The 15332-nt window shown below is 63.7% G+C and carries 12 protein-coding genes; 9 read left to right on the top strand and 3 right to left on the bottom strand.

From position 1 onward, the window contains the following. Positions 1-11 precede the first annotated feature (11 nt). The 3 genes from ligA (at position 12) to V6657_RS09100 (ending at position 4200) form a co-directional block, all read left to right on the top strand. A complete protein-coding gene (gene ligA, locus V6657_RS09110; protein WP_048932285.1) occupies positions 12-2435 on the top strand; it encodes an NAD-dependent DNA ligase LigA in 2424 nt (807 codons plus the stop codon). A gap of 24 nt (positions 2436-2459) precedes the next feature. Beyond that, positions 2460-2993 (top strand): peptide deformylase, encoded by a 534-nt coding sequence (def, locus tag V6657_RS09105; protein WP_048932286.1) that lies wholly within the window; start codon positions 2460-2462, stop codon positions 2991-2993. Between the two features lie 85 nt (positions 2994-3078). Continuing rightward, a complete protein-coding gene (locus tag V6657_RS09100; protein ID WP_048932287.1) occupies positions 3079-4200 on the top strand; it encodes a hypothetical protein in 1122 nt (373 codons plus the stop codon). 77 nt (positions 4201-4277) lie between these two features. Here V6657_RS09100 and V6657_RS09095 read toward each other — a convergent pair whose 3' ends face one another. From V6657_RS09095 to map, 3 genes are all read right to left on the bottom strand, one after another. Further along, the gene (locus tag V6657_RS09095; protein WP_048932288.1) at positions 4278-6182 is read right to left on the bottom strand and encodes a pseudouridine synthase; all 1905 of its coding nucleotides are present in this window, start codon (positions 6180-6182) and stop codon (positions 4278-4280) included. A gap of 25 nt (positions 6183-6207) precedes the next feature. After that, positions 6208-8802, bottom strand: coding sequence for a [protein-PII] uridylyltransferase (locus V6657_RS09090; protein ID WP_048932289.1), 2595 nt, complete (start codon positions 8800-8802; stop codon positions 6208-6210). A 116-nt stretch (positions 8803-8918) separates the two neighbouring features. Then, positions 8919-9743 (bottom strand): type I methionyl aminopeptidase, encoded by an 825-nt coding sequence (gene map / locus V6657_RS09085; RefSeq protein WP_048932290.1) that lies wholly within the window; start codon positions 9741-9743, stop codon positions 8919-8921. 305 nt (positions 9744-10048) lie between these two features. Between map and rpsB the strand changes: the two genes are divergently transcribed. The 6 genes from rpsB (at position 10049) to V6657_RS09055 (ending at position 15330) form a co-directional block, all read left to right on the top strand. After that, positions 10049-10792 carry a 30S ribosomal protein S2 gene (gene rpsB, locus V6657_RS09080; protein ID WP_039595870.1) on the top strand — a complete coding sequence of 248 codons (744 nt, stop codon included), beginning with the start codon at positions 10049-10051 and terminating at the stop codon, positions 10790-10792. A 262-nt stretch (positions 10793-11054) separates the two neighbouring features. Beyond that, positions 11055-11945 (top strand): translation elongation factor Ts, encoded by an 891-nt coding sequence (tsf, locus tag V6657_RS09075; RefSeq protein WP_048932291.1) that lies wholly within the window; start codon positions 11055-11057, stop codon positions 11943-11945. 287 nt (positions 11946-12232) lie between these two features. After that, positions 12233-12943 (top strand): UMP kinase, encoded by a 711-nt coding sequence (gene pyrH / locus V6657_RS09070; protein ID WP_048932292.1) that lies wholly within the window; start codon positions 12233-12235, stop codon positions 12941-12943. A 175-nt stretch (positions 12944-13118) separates the two neighbouring features. Further along, entirely contained in the window at positions 13119-13679 is a 561-nt protein-coding gene (frr, locus tag V6657_RS09065) for a ribosome recycling factor (protein WP_048932293.1), read from the top strand. Between the two features lie 52 nt (positions 13680-13731). After that, a complete protein-coding gene (gene uppS / locus V6657_RS09060) occupies positions 13732-14508 on the top strand; it encodes a polyprenyl diphosphate synthase (RefSeq protein ID WP_048932294.1) in 777 nt (258 codons plus the stop codon). 3 nt (positions 14509-14511) lie between these two features. Further along, on the top strand, positions 14512-15330 hold the full coding sequence (locus tag V6657_RS09055; RefSeq protein ID WP_048932295.1) for a phosphatidate cytidylyltransferase: 819 nt from the start codon (positions 14512-14514) through the stop codon (positions 15328-15330). Positions 15331-15332 lie beyond the last annotated feature (2 nt).

Raw genomic sequence — 15332 nt, 5'->3', positions numbered from 1 at the left:
CCCCAATTCCCATGAGCAAGACCGCAGAACCCGCGTCCGGAGCAACGCCCGAGACGCGGGCAGCGTGGCTGCGCGCCACGCTCAACCACTACGCCCACGAGTACTACGTGCTCGACCAGCCCAGCGTGCCGGACGCCGAATACGACCGGCTGTACCGCGAGCTGGAAGCACTGGAAGCTGAACATCCCGAACTGAAGACACCTGACTCGCCCACGCTCCGTGTGGGCGGAGGGATCCTGCCGGAGTTCGCGCAGGTCCGGCATGTTATTCCGATGCTGTCGATCCGCACCGAGACCGACACCACCGAACACGGTGCCCGCGCGTTCGATGCCAGCGTGCGCCGCGAGTTGGGCCTCGATGAGACCGATCCGCCCGTCGAATACGCCGCCGAACTGAAGTTCGATGGTTTGGCGATCAACCTGCGCTACGAGCGCGGCTTTCTCGTACAGGCAGCCACACGCGGCGATGGCACCACAGGCGAAGACGTCACGCAGAACATCCGCACGATCCGCCAGATTCCGCTGGGGCTTACGCCTGTGGCCGGGTCTGTGCCCGAGGTGTTGGAAGTGCGCGGCGAGGTCTATATGCGCCGTGACGATTTCGAGAAGCTCAATGCCCGTCAGCGCGAGCGTGGGGACAAGACCTTCGTCAATCCGCGCAATACCGCTGCCGGTGCCGTGCGTCAGCTTGACCCGAAGATGGCCGCCGAGCGCCCGCTCTCGTTTTTTGCTTATGGCCTGGGCGAAGTCGTTGGCTGGCATGGCCAGCCCAAGACGCACTCCAGCATGCTCGATGCACTGCAGGCATTTGGTTTCCCGGTCAGCAAGGAGCGTGCGGCGGTGAAGGGCGGCGAAGGCTTGGTCGAATTCCATGCCGCCATTGGTGCCAAGCGTGACAGCCTGCCGTTCGATATCGATGGCGTGGTCTACAAGGTCAATGATCTGGCACTACAGCGCGAGCTGGGCTTCCGCACGCGCGAGCCCCGCTGGGCGGTGGCGCACAAGTATCCGGCGCAGGAAGCACTGACCACCGTCGAGAAGATCGAAGAACAGGTTGGTCGTACGGGCGCTATCACACCAGTGGCGCGCCTCGCGCCGGTGTTCGTCGGCGGCGTGACGGTCACCAACGCGACGCTCCATAACGAAGACGAAGTCCGCCGCAAGGATGTGCGTGTGGGCGACACCGTGATCGTACGGCGCGCTGGCGACGTGATCCCCGAGGTGGTGAGCGTGGTGTTTGAGCGGCGCCCGATGGTGGAAAAGCCCGGTAGCGATCTATTCAACGCGGAGCGGGTGCCCGAGCACGGACCTTACCTGTTGCCGAAGACGTGCCCGGTGTGTGGTTCGCACGTGGTGCGCGAAGAAGGCGAAGCGGTAGCCCGCTGCTCAGGCGGGCTGTTCTGCTCGGCGCAGCGCAAGGAGGCGATCCGCCACTTTGCCGGGCGCCGCATGATGGACATTGAGGGCCTGGGCGAGCGCTATATCGACAACCTGGTCGAGCTCGACTACGTGCATGGCATCGCCGATCTGTACAAGCTCAAGCTCGAAGACTTTCTCGAGATGAAGCGCCGCGCCGACGAGCGCGACGGCGTGACCCCCGAGACCGTTGCCGCCGGCAAGATCGCCACCAAGTGGGCAGAGAACCTGCTTGAAGGTATTCAGGCCAGCAAGACGCCGCCACTGGCGCGCTTCCTGTTTGCGCTGGGTATTCGCCACGTGGGCGAATCGACCGCCAAGACACTCGCCGATTGGCTGGGTAGTCTGGCCATGATCCGGCGTGCACCGGCACCGTTGTTGTTGGCGTTGCCGGACGTGGGCGCAACGGTGGCAGAGGCCATCGCCGATTTCTTTGCCGAGCCGAAGAATCAGCAGGCATTGGATGCGCTGCTCGAAGCCGGCGTCACCCCTCAAGGCGAGCACGCGCCCAACGCCAAACTACGAGAAAAACTGGAGCCGGCGGAGTTGTACGCCACGCTCGGCGTGCCCAAGTTGACGGCGACGCGCGCCAAGCAACTGGCGGTGGCGGCCCCTACGCTCGCGCAATTGGCGGCAGTGGAAGCCGGGCAGTTGGCCGGCCTACCGGCGGACGTGTCCGCATCGCTGCTCGAATGGCTGGGCGCGCATGATCATCGTGCGCAACTCGTGCAGCTTGATGCACTGCGCAACGAACTGCTCGAAGTCATGCCGGCCGAGGTGGCGGAAGAGGGCATCCTTGCCGGCAAGACCGTCGTGCTGACCGGCACGCTGCCCAACCTCACGCGCGATGACGCCAAGGCGATGCTGGAAGCCGCCGGCGCCAAGGTGTCGGGCTCGGTATCGAAGAAGACCGACTATGTCATCGCTGGTGAAGAGGCCGGCAGCAAGCTCGCCAAGGCGGAAGAACTGGGGGTGAAGGTTCTGGATGAAGCGGGTATGCTCGCGCTGTTGCAAAAATAGCCAGAAATCGGCGGGAGACTCGGCATGATCCGAAACATCCTCAAAATGGGCGACAGCCGCCTGCTGCGCGTGGCAAAACGGGTCGAGCGCTTCAATACGCCCGAACTGACCGCGCTGATCGAAGACATGTTCGACACGATGGACGCCGCGCGGGGCGCCGGCCTGGCGGCTCCGCAGATCGGCGTGGACCTGCAGGTCGTCATCTTCGGGTTCGATCGCAACGAGCGCTATCCGGATGCGCCGGCTGTGCCCAAGACGGTGCTCATCAACCCGACCATCGAACCACTCACCGAAGAGACGGAAGAGGGCTGGGAAGGCTGCCTCTCGGTGCCCGGCCTGCGCGGTGTAGTGCCACGCTACACGCGGCTGCGCTATACCGGCTTTGACCAGCACGGCCACACCATCGACCGCATTGCCGAGGGCTTCCATGCCCGCGTCGTGCAACACGAGTGCGACCACCTCCAGGGCGTGCTGTACCCCATGCGCGTGAAGGACTTCACCCGCTTCGGCTTTACCGAAATCCTGTTTCCAGAACTGCCTGCCAATCACGACGACTGAGCCGACGGCGGATCGTGACTGTGGGAGCGCCGCACCCGTCCGTGGGGGCGGGTGGGTGCATTTTTTCATCCACGACGGAGATGATATGAAGCGTGATGGTTTGAGGGGGTGGCGCCGGCTGGCGCTTGGGATGGCCGCGGTAGTCTTGCTTGGGTTGGCGGCGTGCGCCGGTCCTCAGACGACGGACACGGCCACCGCACCGGCTGCCGAGAAGCCCCAGGGCCCGGTCTGGCAGCGCGTGCATCTGGGCAGCGATGCCGCTGCCTACGACTTCCCGGTCTTCGCCAACCATCCGCTTGACGGCGACCTGAGCGGCATTCGCGAGGTCGTGCTCGTGCAACACGGCCTGCAGCGCAACGGCAACGACTACTACAAAGCTGGCGCTGATCTGCTCGCGGCCAGCGGCCGCAATCCCGATGAAGTCCTGCTGATCGCTCCGAACTTTCCCGGTGAGCCGGATGCTGGCAAAGGCTTTGACGGCATGCCAGTGTGGTCGGTGGACGGCTGGATCGGCGGCTTCAACGCCACCAATGCGCCGTACACCGAGCTGAGTTCGCTCAAGGTGCTAGATGATTTGATCGGCTACGTGACCGACCCAGCGCGTGCACCCAGCGTCAAGCGCGTGACGGTGGCTGGCCACTCGGGCGGCGGCCAGATCGTGCAGCGCTACGCCGTGCTCAACAACGTGGACGAAGGCATCCGCAAGCGCGGTATCGATCTGAACTACGTCGTTGCCAATCCATCGTCGTATCTGTACTTCACGCCGGATCGCCCGCACGGCAAGGGCTTCGCCCGCTACAGCACGCGCACCTGCCCGGACTACGATCACTACAAGTACGGCATGGTCGACATGGTTCCGTATGCCGCCGGCAAGAGCGGCAAGGTGCTGTTCAGCCGCTATGCACAGCGCCACGTGACGTATCTGGTCGGCACGAGCGATAACGACCCGAACCATCGCGTGCTCGACAAGACCTGCGGCGCCGAAGCCGAAGGTCCGACGCGTCTGGATCGGGCCCGCAACTACTGGCGCTACGAGCGTCACCTTGCCGGCCCGCGCAAGCGCATCAATCACCAGTCGCACGAGGTGATTGGCGTGGGGCACGATCAGGCAAAGATGTTCGGCTCGCGATGCGGTGCACAGGCCGTGTTCGGCACGCCGGCATCGGCCAACACTACGGGCGCAGCCTGTCAGCCGCCACAGCGTTGATCTAGCTGCAGTGGTCATAAAAAAACCGGTCAGCGCGTTGTGCGTTGACCGGTTTTTTATTGGGGCAGAGGCGTGCCTTAGAACTTCTCGAACGGCCCCAGGAAGCGCCACTGACCGACCGGCAGGTCACCCAGCACGATGCGACCCATGCGGATGCGCTTGAGGCCAACCACCTCCAGACCCACCTGTTCACACATGCGGCGGATCTGACGCTTCTTGCCTTCACGCAGCACGAAACGCAATTGCTCCTCGTTCTGCCAGCTCACCTTCGCGGGCTTGAGCTCTTCGTCATCGAGCCACAGGCCAAAGCGCAACTTTTCCAGCAGTTCTTCCGGGAAGACCTTGGAGATGTCGTGCTCGACCCGGCCTTCCGGCGAGTCCCACACCACGCGCACCAGGTACTCCTTCTCGACCGTCGAATCTTCGCCGATCAGGTGGCGCGCCACGCGGCCGTCCTGCGTCAGCACCAGCAAGCCGGTGGAGTCGATATCGAGGCGGCCAGCCGGGGCCAGCGCCTTGCGTTGCCACGGTGCGAAGCGCTTGCGTGTGGGGTCTTCTTCCCACTGGTTTTCCGGCACGAACAGCGCGGCAGCAGGCTGGTAGCCGTCTTCCGCCTGGCCCGACACATAGCCGACCGGCTTGTGCAGCAGCACGGTCACACGTTCGCCTTGCTCAGAACGCGCAGCCTGATGGATTTCGATGATCGCATCCGGCTTCACACGCGAACCCAGCTCGGTGACGGGCTCACCGTCCACCAGCACCCAGCCGCGCGGAATCCACTCATCGGCCTCGCGGCGCGAGCACAGGCCCAGCTCGGACATGCGCTTGGACAGGCGGACCAGTCCGCTCTCGTCGGCTTGCGGGGCTTGGCGTGGTGCCTCTTCCTCGGTGCGACGCGGTGCACGCTCTTCGCGCTCCGGACGTTGCGAACGCTCTTCAAAGCGACGTGGAGGACGGTCGTTGTCAAAACGGCGCGGTGCACGGTCGTCACCATAGCGACGCGATGGCCGTTGCTCGTCATCGAATCGACGCGGCGGGCGCTCGTCGTCAAAGCGTCGCGGAGGACGTTGATCGCCATCACGGCGCTGCGCGCGTTGATCGTCGCCGTAGCGGCGTGGGCGCTCGTCATCGAAACGTCGTGGCGGGCGATCCTCAAACCGACGCGGCGCACGTTGATCATCGCCGAACTTGCGCGGCGGGCGTTCATCGTCAAACCGGCGTGGTGGCCGATCTTCGAAACGACGCGGCGGACGCTCGTCATCAAACCGGCGTGGCGGGCGATCTTCGAAACGACGCGGCGGACGCTCGTCATCAGAGCGACGGGGCGGACGTTGGTCGTCGCTGAACCGGCGCGGTGGACGTTCATCATCAAACCGGCGCGGTGGGCGATCTTCGAAACGACGCGGCGGACGCTCGTCATCAAAGCGACGGGGCGGACGTTGGTCGTCGCTGAACCGGCGCGGTGGGCGTTCATCATCAAACCGGCGTGGCGGGCGATCTTCGAAACGACGCGGCGGACGCTCGTCATCAGAGCGACGGGGCGGACGTTGGTCGTCGCTGAACCGGCGCGGTGGGCGCTCATCGTCAAACCGGCGCGGAGGACGGTCTTCAAAGCGGCGCGGTGGTCGCTGGTCGTCGCCAAACTTGCGCGGCGGACGTTCGTCGTCAAACCGGCGGGGCGGGCGATCGCTCTGCGCGCGGCGCGGTGGTTGAGCGGTGTCGTTGTTGCCGTCGCGGCGCGGTGGGCGCGGTTTGCGCTCACCCTCGGCCGGCTCGGGGCGACGTTGCGACGGGCGCAGCGGCAGGCGGTCGCGGTTCAGGTCGGAGGCGCGCAGAGGCTTGCCGGTGGAGCGCACGGTATTGCCTTCGTCGTCGCGGCGTACACCGAGCGTGGTGCGCTTGCCCGGGCGGGTGGCACGTTGGGTCGGGTCGCTGCGGCGCTTGTCGTCGTCGCTCGGGAAATCGTCAGAATCGGTAGTCATGAATCAAAACCGGTAAGGCTGGCGCTCAGATGGCGAGCGCATCAAGCAGCTCGCTTTCCAGCGCGAGTTGCAGTTTGGTGTCCTGGGTCAGGCGTGCGCCGTCGACCAGGAAAATGTCTTCCACGCGTTCACCCAGCGTGTTGATGCGCGCGGTGTGCACCGACACGCGATGGTGGGCGAGCACGCGGGCAATGGCATACAGCAGGCCGGTGCGATCTGTGGCTGAGATGGACAGCAGGTAGTACTGCCCACGCTCATCCGGGCGCAGATCGACGCGCGGCTTGATCGGGAAGCTGCGGGACTGGCGCGAGATACGTCCGCGCGGCGGTTCGGGTAGGGCGGTTTCGCGTGAGATCTGCTCGGCCAGTTCGTGCTCGACCAGTGTGATGATGTCGCGGTAATGGCCAGGCTCCACCAAGCCGGTGCCCGTGTCGGCCACCTGGAAGGTGTCGAGCGCGTAGCCGTGCTTGGTGGTGTGGATCTTGGCGTCGAGAATCGTCAGGCTCTTGCGCTCGAAATAGCCGCAGATGCGTGCGAACAGGTCGGGTCGGTCGGGCGAGTACACCGCCACCTGTAACCCTTCGCCCACCGGCGAGATGCGTGCCCGCACGATCGGGATGGTGGTGTCCATCCGGTGATGGAAGTGCCGCGTGAACCAGGCGATGTCGCTCGCGCCATGGCGCAGGAACACGCCCACGTCGAGCTGTTTCCACAGCGCGTCATAGGCAGTGTCTTCCACCGTGGCCAGGCGCAGGAGGGCGCGCGCGCGTTCCTTGCGGCCTTCCAGCACGGCGTGCGGGTCGGTGGTTGCGCCGCCCAGCGCACGCAGCGTCATGCGATACAGGTCTTCAAGCAGCTTGCCCTTCCACGCATTCCATACCTTGGGGCTGGTGCCGCGAATGTCGGCCACCGTCAGCAGATACAGCGCAGTCAGGCGCCGCTCATTGCCCACCAGGTCGGCAAAGCGGCGAATCACATCGGGGTCGCCCACGTCCTGCTTCTGTGCCACCTGGCTCATCGTCAGGTGATGCTCGACCAGCCAGACGATCAGATCGGAATCTTCCTTGGCGAGGCCGTGGTCCTTGCAGAAGCGCCGCGCATCGGTCATGCCGAGCACGGAATGGTCGCCGCCGCGCCCCTTGGCGATGTCGTGAAACAGCGCAGCGATGGTCAGCACCCACGGCTTGTCGAAGTTCGCCATCAACTGGCTGCAGAACGGGAACTCGTGCGTGTGCTCGACGATGGCGAAGCGGCGGATGTTGCGCACCACCATCAGGATGTGCTGGTCCACCGTGTAGACGTGGAACAGGTCATGCTGCATCTGCCCGACGATGCGCCGGAAGTTGAGCAGATACCGCCCCAGCACGCTGGTCTGGTTCATCAGGCGCAATGCGTGGGTAATGCCCTGCGGTTGCTGCAGAATCTCCAGGAACAGCGCGCGGTTGGCCGGGTCCTTGCGCCATTTCACGTCCATCAGCGTGCGGGCGTTGTAGAGCGCGCGCAGCGTATTGGCCGATAGCCCCTTGATGCCGCGCACCTGCTCATACAGCAGGAATGTCTCCAGGATGGCCGTCGGCTCGCGCTGATACAGGTCGGGGTCGCCAATCTCCAGCATCCCCTGGCGCTCGACAAAGCGTTCGTTGATCTTGCGCGTGATGCCAAGCTCGGTCGGGAACAGGCGTGCCTCGATGTTCTGCAGTACCACCGTGTTGAGCTGCGTGACCGCCTTGGCCGCCCAGTAGTAACGGCGCATGATCTGCTCGCTGGCGCGCTTGGCGGTGGTCGAGCGGTAGCCGAAGGCCTCGGCCAGCTGTGTTTGCAGATCGAAGACGAGCACATCCTGGCGGCGTCCAGCCAGCATATGCAGGCGCGCGCGAATGGTCTTGAGCAGACGTTCGTTGCTCGCCAGTTCCTGCGCTTCACGGCGCGAGAGCAGCCCGTTGGCAAGCAGCTCGTTCCAGCTTGATCCAAAGCCCGCCGCCCGCGTCATCCACAGGATCACCTGCAGATCGCGCAGGCCTCCCGGGCTTTCCTTGCAGTTGGGCTCGAGCGAGTAGGGTGTGTCCTGGTACTTGGCGTGCCGCTGGCGCATTTCCAGCAGCTTGGACTGGAAGAAGTCGGTGGCGTCGAGGTGGTCTTGGTAGTGCGTCTCGAACGTGCGGTACAGGCCCTCGTCGCCGGTCAGCAGACGCGCTTCCAGCAGCGACGTCTGCACCGTCACATCCTGCGCGGCTTCCTGTATGCACTCGTCCACCGTGCGCACCGAGGAGCCGATATCCAGCCCCATATCCCAGCAGCGGCCGATGAATGCCTCCAGGCGTGCTTGAAGGGACTCGGGAGCCTTGTCTGCGGCCTGAGGCAGCAGCAGGAGGATGTCGACGTCGGAGTGCGGGAACAGCTCGCCGCGCCCGTAACCGCCCACCGCGATCAGCGCGCAATCGGCGGGCATCTGCTCGTCTTGCCAGAGTTGCACCAACGCGTGGTCCACCGCGCGGGCCAACTTGGTCACAAGTTGGTGCACGTTGGCATGTTGGTCGAACTGCGCAAACAGGTGCGTGCGTTCGGCCTTCAGGGTGTCGCGCGGTGAAATCTCGGGGTTGATGGCAGCGGCGGTGTGCATGAATGGAGCGCGAATGAAACAACGACCGGAGGAAATATCCGGTCGCTGCAAGAGTCGGGCCGGCGCTGCGCCGGCCACTGCAGTGCACTCATGGGCGAGCGCACTGCCAAGTTCAATCAGGCCGTGGCCGGCGTGCCTTCGTGCACGAATTCCGGTGCCGGCGGCGTCAGCGCCGAGACGGTCAGCACTTCATAGCCGGTTTCCGTCACCAGCAGGGTGTGCTCCCATTGAGCCGACAGGCTGCGGTCACGCGTCTTGACGGTCCACTGGTCGGGCATCGTGCGGATGTCGCGCTTGCCCGCGTTGATCATCGGTTCGATCGTGAAGATCATGCCGGCCTTCAGTTCCATGCCGGTGCCCGGGCGGCCGTAGTGCAGGATCTGCGGATCTGCATGGAACACCTTGCCGATGCCGTGGCCGCAATATTCACGCACCACGCTGTAGCCGGAGGCTTCGGCGTGCTGCTGGATCACGTGGCCAATGTCGCCCAAGCGCGCACCCGGGCGCACGGCGGCAATGCCCTTCCACATGCACTCGAACGTTACCTGCGTCAGCCGCTTGGCCAGGATCGAACCTTCGCCGACGATGAAAGTGCGGCTGGTATCGCCGTAGTAGCCTTCCTTGGTGATGACGGTGATGTCCAGGTTGACGATGTCACCGTTCTTGAGCACCTTGTCGCCCGGAATGCCGTGGCAAATGACGTCGTTGACCGACGTGCAAATCGAGGCGGGGAAGGGGGGGTAGCCCGGCGGTGCATAGTTGAGCGGTGCCGGCACAGTGCCTTGCACGTCACGCATGTAGGCATGGCACAACTCGTTCAGCTTGCCCGTGGTTGCGCCCGGTTTGACGAACGGGGTGATGTAATCCAGGACTTCGGACGCAAGCCGGCAGGCCACGCGCATCTGCGCAATGTCTTCGGCGGTATGAATGGTAACGGCCATGCTGTGACTCTTTCTGCACGCAAGCGGACGAAGCGCCGCGTTGTATCTAAAGCATGGATTATCGCACCAAAGCGGCCCGGACGGGTTTTTTGGGCGCCCGGTGCCGGTCTCGGTTCGTTCGCTGTCAATGCTTGGAAGGTATTGAGTTGATTGGGTTTTTGGGGCTATAATCGCTGGCTGAGCAGATTGCCGGCCATGTGGCTGGCGGTGCTTGAAATCGCGAGCCGCTTCACCGCGGGTGCTTCTCGTATCGCATGCGAGGGGTGTCTGAGGCGGCTTTAGACCTAACCCGACTGGAGAATTTCATGTCCGTGACCATGCGCGAAATGCTGGAAGCTGGTGTCCACTTTGGCCACCAAACCCGCTTCTGGAACCCGAAGATGGCCCCCTTCATTTTCGGCCATCGCAACAAGATTCACATCATCAACCTGGAAAAGACGCTGCCGATGTACCTGGACGCACTGAAGTATGTGCGCCAACTGGCAGCCAACCGGGGCACCATCATGTTCGTCGGCACGAAGCGCCAGTCGCGCGAGATCCTGGCTGAGGAAGCCGCTCGTGCAGGCATGCCGTTCGTCGATAGCCGCTGGCTCGGCGGTATGCTGACCAACTTCAAGACGGTCAAGACCTCGATCAAGCGCCTGAAGGACATGGAAGCCGCCAAGGAAGCTGGCGCGACGGACACCATGAGCAAGAAGGAAGCGCTGATGTTCGAGCGCGAAATGGACAAGCTGCAAAAGTCCATCGGCGGTATCAAGGACATGGGTGGCATTCCTGACGCCATCTTCGTGGTGGACGTTGGCTACCACAAGATTGCCGTGACCGAAGCTGCCAAGCTGGGCATTCCGGTCATCGGCGTGGTTGACACGAACCACTCGCCGGAAGGCATCGACTACGTTATCCCGGGTAACGACGACTCGAGCAAGGCTGTTGCGCTGTACGTGCGCGGCGTGGCCGACGCGATCCTGGAAGGCCGTGCAAACGCGGTCCAAGAAGTGGTTGAGGCTGCTCGCGGCGGCGACGACTTCGTCGAAGTCCAAGAAGGCTAAAACATAAGAAGGCGCGCGCCCGCCGCATTGTCGAGCGGGAAGCGCGTCAGGCCGCTTCGATGCGCTGCATCGGAATCAATGGCCAGACAGGGGCGCGTAACAAACGCCCCTTTTTTTTGAAATTTGTCATCCGGATGTCCCGCGCGCGTCGTATTTCGTGGGGCGGCCGGATACAACCCGGACGACAGGCCGGCATAGCGTGACGACGGGCGAAAACCAATTCGCGCGCAGCTGGACGACGATCTGAAACAAGGAGCATGAAATGGCGGCAATTACCGCAAGCATGGTGGCAGAACTGCGCGCGAAGACCGACGCGCCGATGATGGAATGCAAGAAGGCCCTGACGGAAGCCGAAGGCAACCTGGAAAAGGCCGAAGAAATCCTGCGCGTGAAGCTGGGTAACAAGGCTGGCAAGGCTGCCGCCCGTATCACCGCTGAAGGCGTGGTTGCTGCTGCAGTGGACGGTTCGACCGGCGCGCTGGTCGAGATCAACTGCGAAACCGACTTCGTTTCGAAGAACGACTCCTTCCTGGCATTCGCCAACTCGGTGGCTGCACTGATCGCGAAGAACAACCCGGCTGACGTGGCGGCTATCGGCGCGCTGCCGTTGTCGCAAGACGGCTTCGGCCCGACGGTTGAGGACGTGCGCGTGGGTCTGATCGGCAAGATCGGCGAGAACATGACGATCCGCCGCTTCAAGCGATACGAAGGCAGCAAGCTGACGTCGTACCTGCACGGCGCCCGTATCGGCGTGATGGTGGCGTTCGAAGGCGACGAAGTGGCGGCTAAGGACGCAGCAATGCAAGCGGCAGCCATGAAGCCGGTGTCGCTGTCGGCTGATGACGTGCCGGCCGATCTGGTTGCCAAGGAGCGCAGCGTTGCTGAGCAGAAGGCTGCTGAATCGGGCAAGCCGGCTGAAATCGTTGCCAAGATGGTGGAAGGCAGCGTGCAGAAGTACCTGAAGGAAGTTTCGCTGCTGAACCAGCCGTTCGTGAAGAACGACAAGCAGACCGTTGAGCAGATGCTCAAGGCTGCCAACACGACCGTGAAGGCTTTCACGCTGTTCGTGGTGGGTGAAGGCATCGAGAAGAAGCAAGACGACTTCGCTGCTGAAGTGGCCGCCCAAGTGGCTGCTGCAAAGCAACAGGCGTAATGCTGCAGCGATTGCTTCCGATGGAACGGAGATCCGCCCGCCGGCGCAGGCCGGCAGGGCAACTTTTCTCCATCGGCGCGATCGTATAATGCCGAGCAAACAGGGCACCGCAAGGTGCCCTGTTTGTAGGTGCAGCCTGCTTGCGCGGGCATCGTTTGGCTGAACTGAGCCCAGACGGCTTCCGCGCAAGAAGGTTGCGAGATGAGCGAAGCCCCGCCGCTTCGTCTGTCGCAGCTGTCATTCCCCCTTTCCTGTCTCCCGTACCAGGAATCGTCAAGAGGATCTCCATGCCTGCCTACAAGCGCGTTCTACTCAAACTTTCCGGCGAAGCCCTGATGGGCGATGATGCCTTCGGCATCAACCGCAGCACCATCGAGGGGATGGTCAACGACATCGCCGAAATCGTGAGGCTGGGCGTGCAGGTGGCGGTGGTGATCGGCGGTGGCAACATCTTCCGCGGTGTCGCGGGCGGTGCGGCAGGTATGGACCGCGCCACGGCCGACTACATGGGCATGCTGGCCACCATGATGAACGCACTGGCCCTGCAGGATGCCATGCGTCACGCCAACCTCGAAGGCCGCGTGCAATCGGCGCTGCGCCTGGACCAGGTGGTTGAACCGTACATCCGCCCCCGCGCGATCCGCCAGTTGGAAGAGGGCAAGATCGTGATCTTCGCGGCCGGCACCGGCAACCCGTTCTTCACCACCGACACTGCAGCCGCGCTGCGCGGCTCGGAAATCGGGGCCGAGATCGTCCTTAAGGCCACCAAGGTTGACGGCGTCTACACCGCCGACCCGAAGAAGGACCCGAGCGCCACCCGCTACACCACCATCACCTTCGACGAGGCCATCTCGCGCAACCTGCAGGTGATGGATGCGACCGCCTTCGCGCTGTGCCGCGACCAGAAGCTGCCGATCAAGGTGTTCTCGATTCAGAAGCCGGGTGCGCTCAAGCGCGTGATTCTGGGTGAAGACGAGGGCACGCTGGTGCACGTCTGAGGCCCGCGAGAAACTGTCTGGTAATCGCCTTTTTACCGTTCGCTGACCCCGCGTAAATGGCGTTGGCGAGCGGCTTCCATGTAAAATCGCCTATTGTCTTTTTGGTTTTGCCGGTGCCCTGTGTCGAACTCCGGGGCGCATGTCCGGCAGACCGCCGTTATCGTTCGGAGGAAGTATGAGCGTCGCCGATGTCAAGAAGAATGCCGAGCAGAAGATGCAGAAGTCGATCGAGGCTCTCAAGACGGATTTGGCCAAGATTCGCACTGGGCGTGCCCACACCGGCCTGCTCGATCACGTGCAAGTCGACTACTACGGCTCGATGGTGCCGATCAGCCAAGTCGCTAACGTGACCTTGGTGGACGCACGCACGATCGGCGTGCAGCCGTGGGAAAAGAAGATGGTGCAGGTCGTGGAGAAGGCCATCCGTGAGGCGGATCTGGGCCTGAACCCCGCCACCATGGGTGACATCATCCGCGTCCCGACGCCTGCACTGACCGAAGAGCGCCGCAAGGAGCTGACCAAGGTCGTCAAGGGCGAAGGCGAAGACGCCAAGGTCGCCGTGCGCAACCTGCGCCGCGATGCGAACGAGCAACTCAAGAAGCTGGTCAAGGACAAGGCCATCTCGGAGGACGACGAGCGTCGCGGTGGCGATGAGGTGCAGAAACTGACCGACAAGTTCGTCGCCGAGATCGACAAGCTGGTTGCCGAGAAAGACAAGGAAATCATGACGGTGTAAGGCCGTCTCCCAAGCCTGGCGCGTTGAGTGCCGGCTGCGGGAAGCCCGATTCATGCATATCAGTTCCACACAGGCGGTGCCGGACACCGCCGATACCCCGCGCCACGTTGCCGTCATCATGGATGGCAACGGCCGCTGGGCCACCGAGCGCCATTTGCCGCGCGTGGCGGGGCACAGCCGTGGCCTCGACGCCGTGCGTGCAACGGTTGAAGCTGCGGCGCGCCGAGGAGTCGGTTACCTGACGCTATTTGCGTTCAGCTCCGAGAACTGGCGCCGCCCGGCCGAAGAGGTCACCTTCCTGATGAAGCTGTTCATGACAGCGCTGCGCCGCGAGGTGAGCAAGCTGCATGACAATGGCATCCGCTTGCGCGTGGTGGGCGACCTGTCGGCATTCAGCCCGCGCATTCAATTGCTGATCCGCGAGGCGGAGGCCAAGACGGCTGCCAATCCGGGCCTGACGGTCACCATCCTCGCCAACTACGGCGGTCGGTGGGACATCCTCCAGGCCATGCGTGCATTGATGGTGGCGCAGCCGGGCATCGCGCCCGAGGCCATCACGGAAGACGTTCTGGCGCCGTACATGGCCCTGGCCTATGCGCCCGAGCCGGACCTGTTCATCCGCACCGGCGGCGAGCAACGCATCAGCAACTTCCTGCTCTGGCAACTTGCGTATTCGGAGCTGTATTTCACTGATCGCTACTGGCCCGATTTCGACGCCGCCGAGCTGGACCGTGCCTTTGCTTGGTATCGCAATCGCGAGCGCCGCTTCGGGCGCACCAGTGCGCAGCTTGAGCCCAATGTTCCCCCCGCGCTGTCTGCCGGAGCCTGACACATGCTGCTGACTCGCGTCATTACCGCTGTCTGCCTGCTGATTGTCATCCTGCCCATTCTGTTCTTCGCCCCGCCAGCCGGCCTTGCCGGGCTGGCGACGGTGTTTGCCGTGCTGGCAGCCTGGGAGTGGGGGCGGCTCGTGCGCTTGCCGGGCTGGTGGGGGCCGCTATTGTATGCCGTGATCGTGGTTGTACTGACGATTGCCTGGCATGACATCCCGGTGCGTGGCGATGTGCAGCCGCTGTTCCATGGTGCGGTGATCGCGTGGGTGGTCGCCTGGGGCCTGCTGGCTGGCGGCGTACGTGAACTGCGTGGTACGCGCAAGGCCATCTTTACCCTGCTTGGCTTGGTGATCTTGCCGGCGTTCGTGCATGCGGCCATCGCGCTGCGCGCACAGGGGGTCGCCTTCCTGCTCTCCGTCGCGGTGCTCGTATGGGCGGCCGATGTGGGCGCCTATTTCGTTGGCAAGGCCATCGGCCGTCGCAAGCTGGCGCCGACCATCAGCCCCGGCAAGTCATGGGAAGGTGCGATCGGCGGGGCTGTGCTTGTGGCAATCATCGCGACGGTGGCCGGCGTTACCCATTGGTTTGCGCCGACATGGTTCTCGCGCCAGTTCGACCAGAACGGTGCAGTCGTCGCTCTGGCGCTGACGATCGTGCTGGTGGCCGCAAGCATCGGCGGTGACTTGTTTGAGTCCCTGCTCAAGCGTCAGGTCGGCATGAAAGACAGCAGCCGTCTGCTGCCTGGCCATGGCGGCGTGCTCGACCGTATCGATGCGCTGTTGCCGGTGTTCCCGCTGGCCGCGTTGCTGATTTCCTGAGG

Origin of the sequence: Ralstonia sp. RRA, assembly GCF_037023145.1 — a bacterium.
GTDB lineage: Bacteria > Pseudomonadota > Gammaproteobacteria > Burkholderiales > Burkholderiaceae > Ralstonia.
The sequence above is the reverse complement of the archived record's forward strand: the minus strand, read 5'-3'. Positions and strand labels throughout refer to the sequence as shown.